This window comes from Pseudomonas sp. KBS0707, from assembly GCF_005937945.2.
GTDB classification, from domain to species: domain Bacteria; phylum Pseudomonadota; class Gammaproteobacteria; order Pseudomonadales; family Pseudomonadaceae; genus Aquipseudomonas; species Aquipseudomonas amygdali.
In genome coordinates this window covers 2,880,332-2,895,502 of record NZ_CP041754.1, presented here as the reverse complement: position 1 = coordinate 2,895,502, position 15,171 = coordinate 2,880,332, and the positions used below count along the sequence as shown (strand labels likewise).

Sequence of the window (15,171 nt, the reverse complement as noted above, 5' to 3'; positions counted from 1 at the left end):
GTGCCGCGTTTATTTCATTTAACGCCACGTGCCAGCGTTCGTTTCGCCTCGCCCGCCGCCTGCTCCTGTCCGGACTTCGATAAAGCTTCAGCGGCCTGCAACCAGCGCTGCTGATCGACGTTGGCGGGCAGCTGCCGGGGCGACTGAACCAGCACCGCCCAACTGCCGGCCTCTTTCCACGCCGATGTGAAGCGGCTGAAACTCATTGAATAGCGACGATCCATGCCTGCATTCAACAACACCGTCTCCTTTACCCGGTTGTAACCAATCAACACGGCATAACGTGGGCTCTTCCACAGTGCAGAGCCTTGGGAAAAGCGCAGCATGACCGGATAGCCCGCCGACACTTGAGTCAGCAGGTCGTGTAATTGACCATCAAGCGGATAGACCATGAACCCGTATTCCCGCGCAACCTTCTGCATATTCTGTTCGAGCCGGTCTTCGGCACCTGGCAGTTGCAGCGGCTTGTCGAGCAAGCCGGGCGTGGTCTGTACCTGTTGGTTGGCCAGCATGCTTGCCAGCACCATTGGTCCGCTCTGGTAGGCGTTCCCACGGAAGAACGGCACCGACGTCAGTTCGACCCGGTCCGGAAGGCGTTTCATCTCGGGCGTGACCATTGAAGAACAGCCGACAAGCCCCATGAGCAAGGCTAAAACCAGCCATGAACGTAATGCACCGGCAGTACCGGAATAGAAAGAGACCGACAAGATGTTCACTCGCTTCAACTGATGCCGGGCAACCCACGACCCGGCCTGGACACCGATCATAGAGCTCTGGGGGTTCAGGGTATAGTCAGGCACTGCGGCTCATCGGGCCGAATGGAGAAAATAGTTCATAGCCCTGCGCCACTGGTCAATTAACCGAAACATGCCCCGTACTAGACTGTCAGTTATCAAGACCGCAACAAAAGCAGGAATGTGGAGGCACTTATGAGCCTGGAACTGACAATCGTGATGCTGCTCGCTTCGTGGCTTGCTGTAGCCAGTGCAATGCTGTGGGGCGTAATGCGCATATCCCGTCGCCATCACCAGCCGCACAGTGCAGCGTCACCTGCGGCAAAACGGCCGAGCCTGGTAAAGGCTGTCAAAGTACCCGCTGCTGTGGCCAGCTGATAGTTCGTTGTGCCGCTCGAATAAAGTTGTCGGCAGTGGAAATGCAAAAAGGTCGACCCGGTTACCCGGGTCGACCTTTTTTCAGCCTGGCCTGCTATCAGTGCGCGGACACCTGAGCAGCAGCCTTTTTGCGTCTTGCTCTGCGTACCAGCATGTTCAGGCCTTCAATGGCTGCCGAGAAGGTCATGGCAGCGTAGATGTAGCCCTTGGGCACATGAGCGCCAAAGCCTTCGGCGATCAGCGTCATACCGATCATGATCAGGAAGCCCAGGGCCAGCATGACCACCGTCGGGTTATCGTTGATGAACTTCGCCAGCGGGTTAGCAGCAACAAGCATCACGACGACGGCAGTAATTACAGCAATGACCATAATAGGCAAGTGTTCGGTCATGCCCACGGCAGTGATGATACTGTCGATAGAGAACACCAGATCCAGCATCAGGATCTGCACGATGGCCGCGCTCATGCTCAATGCCACGACCGAACCCAGGGCTTTCTCTTCTTCGGTCTTGACGTCCATGCTGTGGTGAATTTCCGTCGTCGCTTTCCAGACCAGGAACAGGCCACCAGCGATCAGAATCATGTCCTTCCACGAGAACGCCTGGCCGAACACCTCGAATACCGGCTCTGTCAGCTGCACGATGTACGCCACGGTGCTGAGCAAGCCAAGGCGCATCACCAGCGCCATACCGATACCCAGTTTGCGGGCCTTTTCTCGTTGGTGCTCAGGGAGCTTGTTGGTGATGATCGAGATGAAGATCAGGTTATCGATACCCAGTACGACTTCCATGACCACCAATGTTGCCAGCGCGATCCAGGCTGCCGGACTTGTTGCGAGTTCCAATAGGTATTCCATAGATCACTGCCCTGCCTGAGCCAATATTAGTTGTAAGTCAGATTTATTTATCGGTCGTATTTTCGGTTTCAGCCGAGCTTTGTGGTGGCTGCTGCACCGAAAGTTCCTGTTTTGCCTCATCAATGGCCTTGGTGGCGGCTTGATGTGTTTCGTCAATCGCCTGTTTTGCAGTGTCGGCTGCTGCATTCACCACATGCTTGGTGGATGACTCTATCTGATCGCATCCTGCCATTACCAGCAGCGAGCAGCCCAGCAGTGCAGCGTAAAGGGTTTTATTCATGGCTTCCTCGTTAAGCAAGGCTGGGCAGCGTGTACAGCCCGGCGTTGGAAGCAGATTCTAGACATTTTGAAACATACGGAAAATTCGATTTTATAAGGCATATACTTCGGTTTTACCGAATCGGCAGAGATCATGCTCAATTACCGTCAGCTTCACTATTTCTGGGTAGTAGCCAAAACCGGGAGCATCGTGCGCGCCTGCGAGCAGTTGAATCTCACCGCGCAGACCGTCAGCGGACAGATAAGCCTGCTGGAGGCGTCACTGGGTGTCGATCTGTTCCAGCGCGTAGGCCGGCAACTGGAAATGACTGAAGCGGGTCGCCTGGCCCTGCCTTACGCCGAACAGATGTTTCAGTTGGGCAATGATCTGGAAAACCTGCTGCGCTCGCAGCCCGATGAACAGCAACTGCTGTTGCGCATCGGAGTAGCTGATGTGGTGCCCAAGTCCATCGTGTACCGGTTGATTGCCCCGACCATGAACCTCAGTGAGTCCATTCGCATCACCTGCCGGGAAGATAAACTGGAAAGGTTGCTGGCAGACCTGGCAATTCAGCGTCTGGACCTGGTGATCTCCGACAGCCCCATGCCGCAGCACCTGGATATCAAGGGCTACAGCCAGAAACTGGGAGAATGCGGGGTCAGCTTTTTTGCGACCCGTGAAGTGGCAGAACGTATCGGCAGTGGCTTTCCGCAGTGCATGCACGGTGCGCCGCTGCTGATTCCAGGCCAGGAAACCGTCGTTCGCGGCCGGCTGATGCGCTGGTTTGCCGAACAGAGCATCCAGCCGCGCATCATCGGCGAGTTCGATGACAGTGCGCTGATGAAGGCGTTTGGCAAATCCGGCAGCGGTGTCTTTGTTGCGCCCAGCGTCATCGCCGATGAGGTGCAGAGCCAGTATGGCGTACAAGTGATAGGCCACACCGATGCGGTGACCGAATCCTTCTACGCCATCACCGTAGAGCGCAAGGTCAAACACCCTGGCGTTGTCGCCATCGCCGAAAGCGCACGAAACCAGTTGTTTACCGACGCAAGTTAGGCGGCAAGCGGGCCGGAATCACGCCTGATCAGCAGCACTGCCAGCACAATCGCAAGAGCGATAATGCCAGCGGCAGCGAAACCGACGTTCCCCAGACCGAGATGATCGATGACCCTGCCGCCGATCATCGCACCAGTCCCGATGCCAAGATTCGCTCCGGCGATGTTAAGCGACGCCGCGAACGCAGGTGCTTGCGGTGCGGCCTTGATCAACCGGACATGACTGACCAGAAACAAGGCGGCCTGGGTGATACCCCATATTGCCAGCGCGACTGGCAAGGCGAACACCGAGTGGATGCTGGGCACCACAGCGACCATGCCGACCACCATGAAGGCGCAGAATACCAGGCTGGCAATCAGCGGATGCCGGTCAACCATGCGCCCGCCCAGCGAGTTGCCGAGCAAGCCGACCGCGCCAAACCCCATCAGGCACCAGCCCACCAGGCTGCCATCGAACCCGGCGAGACGCTCCAGCATGTCAGCCAGATAGGTGTAGGCGGTGAACATGCCGCTGAATACCAGTACCGACAGCAGCACATGCCCCTGCATCATCCGGCTGCGCAAAATACCGAACTGGTTGAGGATCGACACCGGGTTTTTCTTCGCCGCCGTCCGTGGCAGATAGACCGCCAGCAACAGTGCCTTGGCAAATGCCAGGCCGGCGAGCACCAGAAACGCACTGCGCCAGCCGAAAGCATCGGAAATCAAAGTACCTATGGGGATGCCGAACACAGTGGCGCAAACGATGCCGAAACCGATTCTGGCAATCGCCCTGCCAGCGAACTGCGGCCCGACGATGTCCACGGCGGTTTCACTGGCCAGCGCCCAGAATACCGGCAGCCCCAACGCAGGAATCAGCCGCGCCAGCCCCATCACGGCAATATTGGGTGCCAGCGCTGCCAGTAGATTTGAAAAGCCGAATAGCACAAGAATGCTGATGAACAGACGCTTGCGCTCGAAACGCGAGAAATAAGCGGTCAGAAAAGGACCGAACGCTGCAACCGTGAATGCGAACAGGGTGACCAGCAGCCCCGCTTGCGAAACCGTGACATCCAGATCGCGGGCAACCGCAGGCAAAAGACCGACAATGACGAATTCTGTGGTCAGCACGGTGAAACCGGCGGCCGACAACAGAAGTATGGGCAACAACATGAATACTCCAGAACAACACTACAGCCCGAAAAACAGGGCTGACACCCCAACAACTCTCGTTCCCACGCTCCGCGTGGTAATGCATTTCGTGACGCTCTGCGTCAGCCGATGCGTGCCAATGCGGAGCATTGGCACGATAGTCAGTTGGATTTGCGCATAACGCCGAGGGACGAGAACATCAGCGAGGCTTCAGCCCCGCACGTTTCAGAATCAGAACTTGCCCATGAAGTCACGCTTGCCGATTTCAACGCCGTTATGGCGCAGCAGGTCGTAAGCGGTGGTGACATGGAAGAAGAACTGCGGCAAGGCGTAGCTGAGCAGATAAGCCTGACCGTTCAGACGCTTTTCCTTTTCGGTGCCGGGACGCAGGACGATTTCGATACCTTCCTTGCCGTCGACCTGCTCGGGCGTGATGCTGCCGATGAACGCGAGGGTCTTGGCAAGCAGTGCCTGCAGTTCGGCAAAGGTGGTTTCGGTGTCATCGTATTGCGGGATCTCGACACCTGCCAGGCGGGCCGAAGCACCCTTGGCAAAATCGACGGCAATCTGCACCTGACGGGTAAAAGGCAACATGTCCGGGAACAGACGCGCCTGCAGCAGCGCTGGCGGCTGGATTTTCTTCTCGGTCGCGTAGGCTTCGGCCTTGGTCAGAACATCGCTCAGCGCATTGAGCATTTGCTGAAAGACAGGAATGGAAGCGGCGTACAAGGAAATAGACATGACATATCCTGATTGAGAAAGGCGCAATTATAGACCCACCTGATGGCAAACACCGTGACACTTTTCAGCGACCCTGCAGATCAGTGCAACAGACACTGGCAATAATGTGCGCCACGCCCTACGCTGATCCACCGCCATCACTCAGGGAAGCGTCATGTCCATTGAATCGTCCTCCTCCGAATCCTCCCCGAATGCCGACGCCCTGCACCTCAACAGCTCTGAAGTGCGTGTTCTGGGCTGCCTGATCGAGAAACAGGCGACCAACCCGGAAACCTACCCGCTGACCCTTAATGCACTGGTACTTGCCTGCAACCAGAAGACCAGTCGCGATCCGGTCATGAGTCTGACTCCGGGCCAGGTCGGGCAGAGCCTGCGCGCTCTTGAGGGTCGAGGCCTGACGCGTCTGGTGATGGGCAGTCGCGCTGATCGCTGGGAGCACCGGGTCGACAAGGCCGTTGAGCTGGTCCCCGCGCAGGTGATACTGACCGGCCTGTTGCTGCTGCGCGGCCCGCAAACCGTCAGCGAACTGCTCACGCGCAGTCACCGCATGCATGATTTCGAGGACAGCGAGCAACTCATCCATCAACTGGAACGGCTCATCGCCAGAGGCTTGGCGATGCTCGCACCCCGCCAGTCCGGTCAACGGGAAGATCGTTACACGCACCTGCTGGGCGACCCGGATGATCTGCAAGAGCTGCTTGCAGCCCGTCAACACGCGCCTGAGCGTAATGCGGCAAACCCGGCTGCCAGCCAGCGTTTTGACGAGCTGGAAGCGCGCGTCGCGGCCCTTGAAGAGCGCCTTGCCAGACTGGAGTAATGCCCGTCGCCCACGTCCGACTCTGTGCGCAGGCCACCACTATCCGGCTCTGGCGAACGCCGCAGCCTGTTGATACTGCTCATCGGTCGGGCGAATGCCGGTATACAGCACAAACTGCTCCAATGCCTGGATCGCCGCGACTTCATCGCCGCTCACGACGCGCTTGCCCTGGCGGCGGGCAGCCTGGATCAGCGGCGTTTCGGCCGGGGTGGCCACCACATCGAAAATCGTCTCGGCCGCATCGATGGCCTGCAAGTCAAACGACAACTCGTCAGCCTGGGCACCTTGCATGCCCAGCGGCGTGACGTTGACCAGCAAAGGTGGTCGCGCGCTTCCCAGCTCCGCCTGCCAGCGAAAGCCACACGCCTCGGCCAGGCGTCGACCGGCCTGCTCGTTGCGGGCCACGATCAGGCCATCGGTGAAACCCGCATCGCGCAACGCGAACGCAACCGCCTTGGCCATGCCCCCGCTGCCGCGCAGGGCAAATGCGCTACGAGGGACGGCGTGGCTCTCCATGAGTTGCGCAACCGCGATGTAATCCGTGTTGAACGCCTTCAAATGCCCGTCGGTGTTGACGATGGTATTGATCGACTGGATGACGGCGGCGGAAGCATCAAGTTCGTCGACCAGTTCAATGCAGGCTTCCTTGAACGGCATCGAAACCGCACCGCCACGTATCCCCAGCGACCGAATGCCCGCCACGGCAGCGGCAAGATCATTGGGTGAGAAGGTCTTGTAATAGAAGTTAAGGCCCAACTGCTCATAAAGATGATTGTGGAAACGCACGCCAAAGTTGCCGGGACGGGCGGCCATGGACATGCACAACAATGTGTCTCTGTTTGCAGTAATGGGCATACGGGTTTCCTCCAGACGGTAATGGCTTGAATATTCGATAAAAGCGTATGCTACACACCAGTGAACGCGAGGACACGCGCCGCACACCTTACATAAAATTTACTCAGCACTTTCGCAGATTCTTACAATTTCGATGTCATAGTGTTATCCCGTGGCAGTGCTTGAGAGTGATGCAGGCGCGCGACAACGGGTTGAGAGCGAGGAACAATCATGATTCGTCAAATCCCCAAGATCGCCTTGTTTGTAGGTGCCCTGGCCCTTGCTGGCCAGGCGAATGCTGACCGTGGCTGGGGTGGCCCTGCCGTGGTAGGTGCTATCGTAGGCGCTGCCGTTGTCGGGGCGGCGGTATCTTCAAGTCGCGATAGAACCGTGTACGTAGAGCGCGAGCCGGTTTATGTGCAACAACAACCGGTCTACTACGCACCACCACCGGTCTATTATCAGCCGGCCCCGGTCTACCAGGTTGTCGAGCGCTACCCACCGCCTCCACCGCCAGGCTACTACCATCGCTACGGGCCACCACCAGGCCCGGGCTATTACTACGGCCCGCCACGCGGCCGCTGGTAACCGAACAAAAAACCCGCCTCTTCAGGCGGGTTTTTCATTGGTGTGCTCACACTATCGCCTGCCGTTGCAATGTGCCCGACCCTCGTTGTTATCAATGACCACTATTGAGAGTGTCGATTTCTACCTTTCCCGATCGGCCACTACAGTAGCGGCATGGATTGAGGAGGCAGTTATGACCAAGGTACACATCATGTCCGTCGTCGGCAGTGCAGTTCCAGCGCAGCTCAGAGAGCGAGGTCTGCTGGCCTGCTGGTACCTGATTCAGGATGGCGAGCCGGTCAGCGGCCCTCTGGCGTCTTTGCCTGTCGCCGAAGAGTTGTCCCGGCGAATGCAGTGCCAGCCCCTCAACAGCTGATTTTTTCTGCGAACCTCGTGCGTTGCTCCGCACATCCCCTTGCCCGCCTCTTTGAAGGCGGGCTTTTTTTGAGTCAGGGAAAGCAGACGATCCGCCTCAGCCGCGCTCGGCCATAGCAGCATTGACCTGACAACGATGCGCCAGCTTCTGCAAGCGCTTTTCCAGTGCCATGAACACCACACGATCATCGTTCAGGTCCTGTTTGTGAGACTCGAACAGGCGATGCAAGTAGTCCTGCAATGTGTATTTCAAGCTGTGCCGGTCATTGGCGCGTAGGTGCGTCAGGTTGAGACTGATACGGCCCTGCAATTCGCTTAGCTCGCCACACAGATACTGCATGCGCCGTCCGTAGCCAACTTCGCGGTCACGTACCTGCTTGCGCGCCTGCTCCGCTTCCTGCTTGCGCTGAATGGCGGGTACAGCCACGGCAACCATCAAACCGACGATCAGGCCAATGGCCTGCATCCAGCCTGCCCAGTCACTGGGGCGTGATGTAAAGCCGACACCCAGCAGCAGGATGACAACCAGCGAAGCGATGATCACCAATACTGCGTAATCCTTGCTGACAAACCCCTTGAGCATTGCATGACTCCTTGAATCGGTGACCTGAATGGCATGGAATGCTAATCGGTGCAGGCCTTTCACACCACGACTATTCAATTGTGGTTCGGTTTTAAACAGGTTTGAGAGCAAAAAGCCACTTAACCGCAACTTAACGAAATCCCGTTTCCTGCATTTATTAATGAAACGCCCTACGACACCCATCGACATACCGCAAAGTCTGCTCATAAAATGCAGCGTTTTGACGCGATCCCTTCCATTACCATCTTTATCGAGTGAGCCTTGCTCTTGAAAATTCGTCTGTCTCTTCTGGGCCTATTATTTGTACTTACCGGCCCGGCGCTTTCCACTACCACGCTGGCAAACGAATCCGCTGTTCTGAATCGTGATCCTTCCAATCTGCACCTCGCCTCAGGCAGCGCAATGGTCATCGACCTGCAAACCGACAAGGTTCTGTACTCCAGTAATCCGGACGTGATTGTACCGATTGCCTCGGTCACCAAACTGATGACCGCGATGGTAGTCCTTGATGCCAAACAATCGATGGACGAAGTCATACCGGTCAATATCTCCCAGACCCCGGAAATGAAAGGTGTGTTCTCCCGGGTTAAACTCGGCAGCGAAATGAACCGCCGCGACATGTTGCTGATCACCCTGATGTCGTCGGAAAACCGCGCTGCGGCGAGCCTGGCGCACAGCTATCCCGGTGGTTATCCCGCGTTCATTCTGGCGATGAATGCCAAGGCCAAGGCACTGGGCATGAAACATACCGCCTATGTCGAACCTACCGGCCTGTCGGTTTACAACGTATCCACCGCACGCGACCTCACCAAGCTGGTGATGGCGGCACGCAAATACCCGATGCTCAGTGAACTGAGCACCACCGAGCAAAAGACGGTGACGTTCCGCAAACCGACCTACACCCTGGGTTTCAGCAATACCGACCACCTGTTGCGCAAGGACAACTGGGATATCAAACTGACCAAAACCGGCTTTACCAATCAGGCCGGCCACTGCCTTGTGCTGCTGACCAGCATGGCCAATCGTCCGGTTTCCGTGGTTATTCTGGATGCTTTCGGCAAGTACACCCACTTCGCTGACGCCAGCCGTATACGCAAGTGGATGGAAACCGGCCAGAGCGGCCCGGCACCTGAAGTTGCCCTGCAGTACAAGAAAGAAAAGAATCTGGTCATGAGACAGACTGGTATTCAAGCCAAAGACTGACGGGTACGTGCAACAAAAAAACGGTCGCGATGCTTGCACATCGCGACCGTTTTTATTTACCCGTTGCGCACTCAGTTGTACTGAGTGACCAACTTGGTGTTCAGGTAAGCCTCAATGGCCTCGGTGCCGCCTTCGGAACCGTAACCGGAATCCTTGATCCCGCCGAACGGGACTTCCGGCAAGCCGATACCCTGATGGTTGATCGACAGCATGCCCGCCTCAATGTAAGTACTCAGTGCCTGAGCGGTCTTCATCGAGGTCGTAAATGCGTAGGACGCCAGCCCGAACGGCACCCGGTTGGATTCGGCAATAGCCTCTTCAACCGTGTCGAACGGCACCAGCAGCGCAACCGGCCCGAAAGGCTCCTCGTTCATGATGCGCATTTGCGGTGTCAGGCCACTCAATACGGTTGGCTCGAAGAAATAGCCCGCCCCCTCGACAGCCTTACCTCCGGCAGACAGGGTTGCACCGCCACGCACAGCGTCTTCGATCAGATCGACCAGCGCAGGAATACGTCGCTCGTTGGCTACCGGCCCCATCGTGGTGCCCGCCTCCAGACCGTTGCCGACCTTGATCTCGCGGGTCAGGCCCACAAACCTCTCGGTGAACGCATCCAGCACCTTGCGTTGTACCAGAATCCGCGTCGGCGATACGCAGACCTGTCCGGCATTGCGGAACTTCGCGGTGGCCAGCACGCGCGCAGCGAGGTCGATATCAGCGTCATCGAACACCAGCGCCGGCGCATGACCACCCAGCTCCATGGTTGCCCGCTTCATATGTTTCCCGGCGAGTGCAGCCAGTTGCTTGCCGACCGGTGTCGAACCGGTAAACGTGACCTTGCGAATCACCGGATGCGGGATCAGGTAGCCAGAGATTTCAGCCGGATCGCCGTAGACCAGACCAATCACGCCTGCCGGAACACCGGCATCGGCAAACGCCCGAATCAGCTCGGCAGGCGACGCCGGAGTTTCTTCCGGAGCCTTGACGATGATCGAGCACCCGGCTGCCAGTGCAGACGACAACTTGCGCACCACCTGATTGATCGGAAAATTCCACGGTGTGAACGCCGCAACCGGACCGACCGGCTCCTTGACGACCTTCTGCTCAATGGCCACGCCACGCGAAGGCACGATACGGCCATAGCTGCGACGCCCTTCCTCGGCCAGCCAGTCGATGACATCAGCGGCAGAAAGGGTTTCCATCCGCGCCTCGGCCAAGGGCTTGCCCTGCTCCTGGGTCAGGATCCGGGCAATGTTGTCGGCACGCTCGCGAATAAGGTTCGCGGCTTTCTGCATCAGCTTGTAGCGATCATAGGCCGAGGTCGCGCGCCAGGTGGCAAAGCCACGCTCGGCCGCCGCCAGGGCTTCGTCAAGGTCGGTGATACCGGCATGTGCCACACTGCCCAGCGACTGGCCGGTTGCAGGGTCTATGACCGGAATGGAACGGCCATCGCGGCTCGCGCGCCATTGGCCATCGATATAAAGCTGTACGTCTGGATACATGAAAAATCTCCATAGGTAGTTTGAAAAACCGGCGTGGCTGAGCGATCAGATTCGCTGCTCGGCACCAGCCATCGGTAAAGGGGCGTCTATATCGTGCTCGCCGCCCATGGCCTCGTATTTCTTGCGCAGGGCCCTGAGGTCATTCTGCGTGAACCTGTCGAGGCTCAGCAATGCGTTTGGCACATCCCAGGTGACACGCGTCCACAAGCGCGCAGTACCTGCGGAAGCGCTATGGTCTCATTGGCGTGCGCTATGCTGTACCTACCACAATATTTTACTTACAGAGTCTGGGCTTGAGTCACCAGTCAGGGATGATGGGATCATGAACACACAGTCTGCCGCACTGCATCATCATACGCCCCACCTGAATGTCATTGATCCACGCGGTCTGGAGATTCGCACGATTGATTTTTGGCGCAATCAGTCCGTGGACACGCCGGAACTCCTTGTAAACCGCACGGCTCATGATGCCGCCGGGCATCCGGTCAACTGTTGGGATGCAAGGCTCTGGGAAAGCCAGGCTGCGGTCAATCTTGCCACTGTGTTTTCCCTGAGTGGTCAGGCGCTTTTCAGCGACAGTGTTGATGCCGGTTGGCGGCTGATGTTGGCCGGTGAAGGCGGCGAGATCGTGGCTGGCTGGGATGGGCGTGGGACTGAGCAGAGTATGCAATATGACGCCCTGCTCAGACCCGTTGCCATCATTGAAAACGGAAGCTGCGTCGAGCGGCGGCAATACGGTGGTCCGGATACTCAGGGCCATAACCAGTGCAACCAATGTATACGCCATGATGACCCGGCTGGTTCGCGAATGGATACCGAGTTCGCCCTGACGGGTGGCGTGCTTGAACAGACGCGGCATTTCCACTTCAATCCCGAAAATGTCGACTGGCCAGAACCGCTGGCAGAACGTGACGCCTTGCTCGAATCTGGTCCAGGCGCAACTACGCGCTGGGCACACAGTCCGCTTGGCGATGTCATCTCGCAGACGGACGCCCAGCGTAACGTCCAGACCTTTGCCCATACTGTGGCAGGTCATATTGAGGCCATTTCACTCAGCCTCTCCGGGCAGAAAAAGCGAGTTCTGGTTCACAGTATCGATTACGACGCTCAAGGCCACGTAACCTCGGAAACTGCAGGCAACGGCGTTGTGACCAAGGCGTTGCACGACGCCGCAGATGGCCGTCTGATTGAACTCAAAGGCACACGGGCAGATGGCCAACTGCTGCAACATCTGCTCTATGACTATGACCCGATGGGCAATGTCCTGCGTATCGAGGATCGCGCCCAGCCGACACGGTGTTATGCCGGTCAGCGCATCGAGCCGGTGTCGACGTATCAATACGACACGCTGTATCAGTTGATCCAGGCTACGGGCACGGAGTCTGCGAAACTCAATCAAGGCCCTGTTTTTCCATCCTTCCAGGCACCCCTCGACCCGGCGCAGCTAGCCAATTACACGCAAACCTACCGCTATGATGCGAGAGGCAATCTGCTGCAACTGACTCACACTGGCACCCAGTCCCACTCGCGCACCCTGGTCACTTCGCAAACCAACAATCACAGCCTGCCTGTTATCAACGATCAACCGCCGGATGAAGCGGCCATCGCTGCCGCGTTCGACGCCAATGGCAATCTGAGTGAGTTGCAAGCCGGGCAAGCGATGAGCTGGGATTGGCGTAATCAGTTGCAGCAGGTGCGGTCTGTGGCTCGGGAAGCGGGTGACGACGACAGAGAGCGCTATGTCTACGACGCAAGTGGGCAACGCCTGTGCAAAATCCATACGACCACGGCGAAAGCACTGGTCCACATTGCCGAAGTGCGCTATCTGCCAGGCCTGGAGGTGCATAGCAACAGCGCCACAGCCGAGACTTTGCACGTTATCGTCACCCAGGCCGGGCGCAACGAGGTAAGGGTGTTGCACTGGCAGGCGGGTCAACCCGAAGGACTTGAAAACGATCAGGTTCGCTATAGCTTCGCCGATCACCTGGGGTCCGGCACTCTGGAACTGGATAAAAACGCGCACATCATCAGCCAGGAAAGTTACTACCCGTTTGGCGGTACCTCGTGGTGGGCAGGGCGCAGTACGGTTGAAGCCAGCTATAAAACCATTCGTTATTCCGGCAAGGAACGCGACGCGACGGGGCTGTACTACTACGGCCTGCGCTATTACGCGCCGTGGTTGCAGCGATGGATCAATCCGGACCCGGCGGGCACAGTGGACGGGATGAATCTGTATCGTTTTGTCAGGAATTCGCCTTTGCGGTTTGCTGATCAACAAGGGACTGCTCCCTACGACGTGCCCATTACCGTTGTCGTTGCAAAGGACCTTTCCGAGTTCGCGCCTGAGCAGCTATCCAAAATGTATGACGTTAGGGATGTTGCCGTTTCGTTATTGGAGTTCACGCGTTCCGAGCTGCTAAAAGCATCACCGAGGCGAGACGTAAACAAGGCTTTCGACGCAACCTTTGGCGCGCTGGATCCGAGCGCTCGCGCCGCTACGAGCATCGACGTGGAAGATTCGTTACGGCAGATGCAGGAGCTCATTGAGTCCATCGGCAGTCCAGACTCTGATCTGACACTGTTTCTTTTTAACGGACCCGAGGACATTCTCGCATCGACTGATTTTCAAGGCGAGTTTTCGGAATCGGTCGAACGGATTGGGGTGTCGACCTCTCTCCTTGCCAGCCACGATGTGCTGGAAGTTGCACGATCCCTTATTCACGAGACCTCCCATGTCCGCCTGAATACAGTGGATGCGTTTTATTATCTGACGGATGCCAGTAAGCTCCTCGTTAATGGAGCGGATGCCACACAGGTTAAGACGTGGTCAGGCGAGTTCCGAAAGTCGTTAAGAAAAATCTCGACGCATGGCCCCAGGGAAAACCGATTCGATCCAGCCAACTATATACTCGCCATGCAGGCGTTGACCGAGAATGCGCACACCCGAGCAGAGCGAAAACAAGAGTTCTTGAGCAACACAACGACCCGAACTTCATTATTGATGATGAATGCCGACACGCTTTCGTCGCTTGTCATGGCGACCGGACAGCCTGCCCGATATGCGCAGACACGGATGAATCGGTCTGGAAATTAGACAATCAATGGCGGTACCCGCTTGAGCAGATAGAGAGTGTCATTGACGCCTGAAAAAACGGCGCCTGCCTGAGCACCGTTTCAACAAAAAAAGCGTTGTCGGCGTAATTACAGAATCGGCTTGCCGCCCGTCACTGCATAACGCGAGCCGGAGATGTAACTGGCCTCATCCGAGGCCAGCAGCACGTAGATCGGCGACACTTCCACCGGCTGACCTGGACGGCCCAGCGGTGTCTCGCTGCCGAAGCTTTTGACGTCTTCGTCGGTCATGGTCGCCGGGATCAGCGGGGTCCAGATCGGGCCGGGGGCCACGCTGTTCACGCGGATACCCTTGTCGCCCAGCAACTGCGCCAGGCCACCGGTGAAATTGGCAATCGCGCCTTTGGTGGTCGCATACGCCAGCAGCGTCGGTTTGGGCATGTCCGAATTGACCGAACTGGTGTTGATGATCGAGCCACCTCTCGGCATATGCGGGACCGCGGCCTTGCAGATACGAAACATCGCAGTGATGTTGATATCGAAGGTCTTGACCCACTCTTCGTCGGAGATTTCTTCCAGCGTCTCGTGATTCATCTGGAACGCGGCGTTGTTGACCAGCACATCGATACGGCCAAATTCAGCCACCGTCTTGCTCACGATGTCTTCGCACTGTTGCTTCTGGGCCAGATCACCCGGCAACAGCAGACACTTCCTGCCAGCTTCTTCGACCCAGCGCTTGGTTTCTTCCGCGTCTTCATGCTCGTTCAGGTACGAGATTGCAACCTGCGCGCCTTCTCGTGCAAAGGCTATGGCGACAGCGCGACCGATGCCGCTATCGGCACCGGTGATCCATGCAATCTTGCCCTGCAGGTGCCCGGAGCCCTTGTAGCTTTTTTCGCCGCAATCCGGATAAGGGTCCATCTTACCCTGCAACCCTGGAACCTCTTGCGGCTGACTGGCAAACGGTGGCTTTGGGTATTCTTCGTTCATCTGAATAAATCTCCCTGGCTCAATAAAAACTGACTGAAAAATAGCGCTGCCCCTTGTCGCCGGGCACGGCCGAA

The 15,171-nt window shown here is 57.4% G+C and carries 17 protein-coding genes; 7 read left to right on the top strand and 10 right to left on the bottom strand.

Annotated elements, in window-relative coordinates:
• Positions 1-14: 14 nt before the first annotated feature.
• A complete protein-coding gene (locus FFH21_RS13720) occupies positions 15-710 on the bottom strand; it encodes a peptidase C39 family protein (protein ID WP_029241015.1) in 696 nt (231 codons plus the stop codon).
• Positions 711-929: 219 nt separating this feature from the next.
• Between FFH21_RS13720 and FFH21_RS13715 the strand changes: the two genes are divergently transcribed.
• The gene (locus FFH21_RS13715) at positions 930-1,112 is read left to right on the top strand and encodes a hypothetical protein (protein ID WP_004658124.1); all 183 of its coding nucleotides are present in this window, start codon (positions 930-932) and stop codon (positions 1,110-1,112) included.
• Between the two features lie 97 nt (positions 1,113-1,209).
• Here the strand turns inward: FFH21_RS13715 and FFH21_RS13710 are convergent, their stop codons facing one another.
• Positions 1,210-1,968 (bottom strand): TerC family protein, encoded by a 759-nt coding sequence (locus FFH21_RS13710; RefSeq protein ID WP_002553623.1) that lies wholly within the window; start codon positions 1,966-1,968, stop codon positions 1,210-1,212.
• A 43-nt stretch (positions 1,969-2,011) separates the two neighbouring features.
• Positions 2,012-2,248, bottom strand: coding sequence for a hypothetical protein (locus FFH21_RS13705; protein ID WP_005757924.1), 237 nt, complete (start codon positions 2,246-2,248; stop codon positions 2,012-2,014).
• A gap of 132 nt (positions 2,249-2,380) precedes the next feature.
• On the opposite strand from FFH21_RS13705, the gene nhaR reads away from it, so the two are divergent.
• Positions 2,381-3,283, top strand: a complete 903-nt coding sequence (nhaR, locus tag FFH21_RS13700; RefSeq protein WP_004658128.1) for a transcriptional activator NhaR — start codon at positions 2,381-2,383, stop codon at positions 3,281-3,283.
• Here the strand turns inward: nhaR and FFH21_RS13695 are convergent.
• The gene (locus tag FFH21_RS13695) at positions 3,280-4,434 is read right to left on the bottom strand and encodes an MFS transporter (RefSeq protein ID WP_004665033.1); all 1,155 of its coding nucleotides are present in this window, start codon (positions 4,432-4,434) and stop codon (positions 3,280-3,282) included. The genes nhaR and FFH21_RS13695 overlap by 4 nt on opposite strands.
• Positions 4,435-4,644: 210 nt before the next feature.
• Positions 4,645-5,154 (bottom strand): DUF1993 family protein, encoded by a 510-nt coding sequence (locus FFH21_RS13690; protein ID WP_002553619.1) that lies wholly within the window; start codon positions 5,152-5,154, stop codon positions 4,645-4,647.
• Between the two features lie 154 nt (positions 5,155-5,308).
• On the opposite strand from FFH21_RS13690, the gene FFH21_RS13685 reads away from it, so the two are divergent.
• Positions 5,309-5,971, top strand: coding sequence for a YceH family protein (locus FFH21_RS13685; protein WP_011168664.1), 663 nt, complete (start codon positions 5,309-5,311; stop codon positions 5,969-5,971).
• Between the two features lie 39 nt (positions 5,972-6,010).
• Here the strand turns inward: FFH21_RS13685 and FFH21_RS13680 are convergent, their stop codons facing one another.
• Positions 6,011-6,826, bottom strand: a complete 816-nt coding sequence (locus FFH21_RS13680; protein ID WP_054073174.1) for a shikimate 5-dehydrogenase — start codon at positions 6,824-6,826, stop codon at positions 6,011-6,013.
• 210 nt (positions 6,827-7,036) lie between these two features.
• Between FFH21_RS13680 and FFH21_RS13675 the strand changes: the two genes are divergently transcribed.
• Both FFH21_RS13675 and FFH21_RS13670 read left to right on the top strand, forming a co-directional pair.
• Positions 7,037-7,393, top strand: coding sequence for a hypothetical protein (locus FFH21_RS13675; RefSeq protein ID WP_002553616.1), 357 nt, complete (start codon positions 7,037-7,039; stop codon positions 7,391-7,393).
• 172 nt (positions 7,394-7,565) lie between these two features.
• Entirely contained in the window at positions 7,566-7,748 is a 183-nt protein-coding gene (locus FFH21_RS13670) for a hypothetical protein (protein WP_004658131.1), read from the top strand.
• A gap of 96 nt (positions 7,749-7,844) precedes the next feature.
• On the opposite strand, the gene FFH21_RS13665 is transcribed toward FFH21_RS13670, so the two are convergent.
• Positions 7,845-8,330, bottom strand: coding sequence for a hypothetical protein (locus FFH21_RS13665; protein ID WP_011168661.1), 486 nt, complete (start codon positions 8,328-8,330; stop codon positions 7,845-7,847).
• A 267-nt stretch (positions 8,331-8,597) separates the two neighbouring features.
• On the opposite strand from FFH21_RS13665, the gene pbpG reads away from it, so the two are divergent.
• Positions 8,598-9,533, top strand: a complete 936-nt coding sequence (pbpG, locus tag FFH21_RS13660; RefSeq protein ID WP_011168660.1) for a D-alanyl-D-alanine endopeptidase — start codon at positions 8,598-8,600, stop codon at positions 9,531-9,533.
• Positions 9,534-9,604: 71 nt separating this feature from the next.
• On the opposite strand, the gene FFH21_RS13655 is transcribed toward pbpG, so the two are convergent.
• Complete coding sequence (locus FFH21_RS13655) at positions 9,605-11,035, bottom strand: NAD-dependent succinate-semialdehyde dehydrogenase (RefSeq protein WP_004665028.1); 1,431 nt, start codon at positions 11,033-11,035, stop codon at positions 9,605-9,607.
• 45 nt (positions 11,036-11,080) lie between these two features.
• Positions 11,081-11,242, bottom strand: coding sequence for a hypothetical protein (locus tag FFH21_RS29975; protein WP_004665027.1), 162 nt, complete (start codon positions 11,240-11,242; stop codon positions 11,081-11,083).
• A gap of 115 nt (positions 11,243-11,357) precedes the next feature.
• Here FFH21_RS29975 and FFH21_RS13650 point away from each other — a divergent pair, with 115 nt between their 5' ends.
• Positions 11,358-14,129 carry an RHS repeat domain-containing protein gene (locus FFH21_RS13650; protein WP_011168659.1) on the top strand — a complete coding sequence of 924 codons (2,772 nt, stop codon included), beginning with the start codon at positions 11,358-11,360 and terminating at the stop codon, positions 14,127-14,129.
• A gap of 107 nt (positions 14,130-14,236) precedes the next feature.
• Here the strand turns inward: FFH21_RS13650 and FFH21_RS13645 are convergent, their stop codons facing one another.
• On the bottom strand, positions 14,237-15,097 hold the full coding sequence (locus FFH21_RS13645; RefSeq protein ID WP_011168658.1) for an SDR family oxidoreductase: 861 nt from the start codon (positions 15,095-15,097) through the stop codon (positions 14,237-14,239).
• Positions 15,098-15,171: the final 74 nt, after the last annotated feature.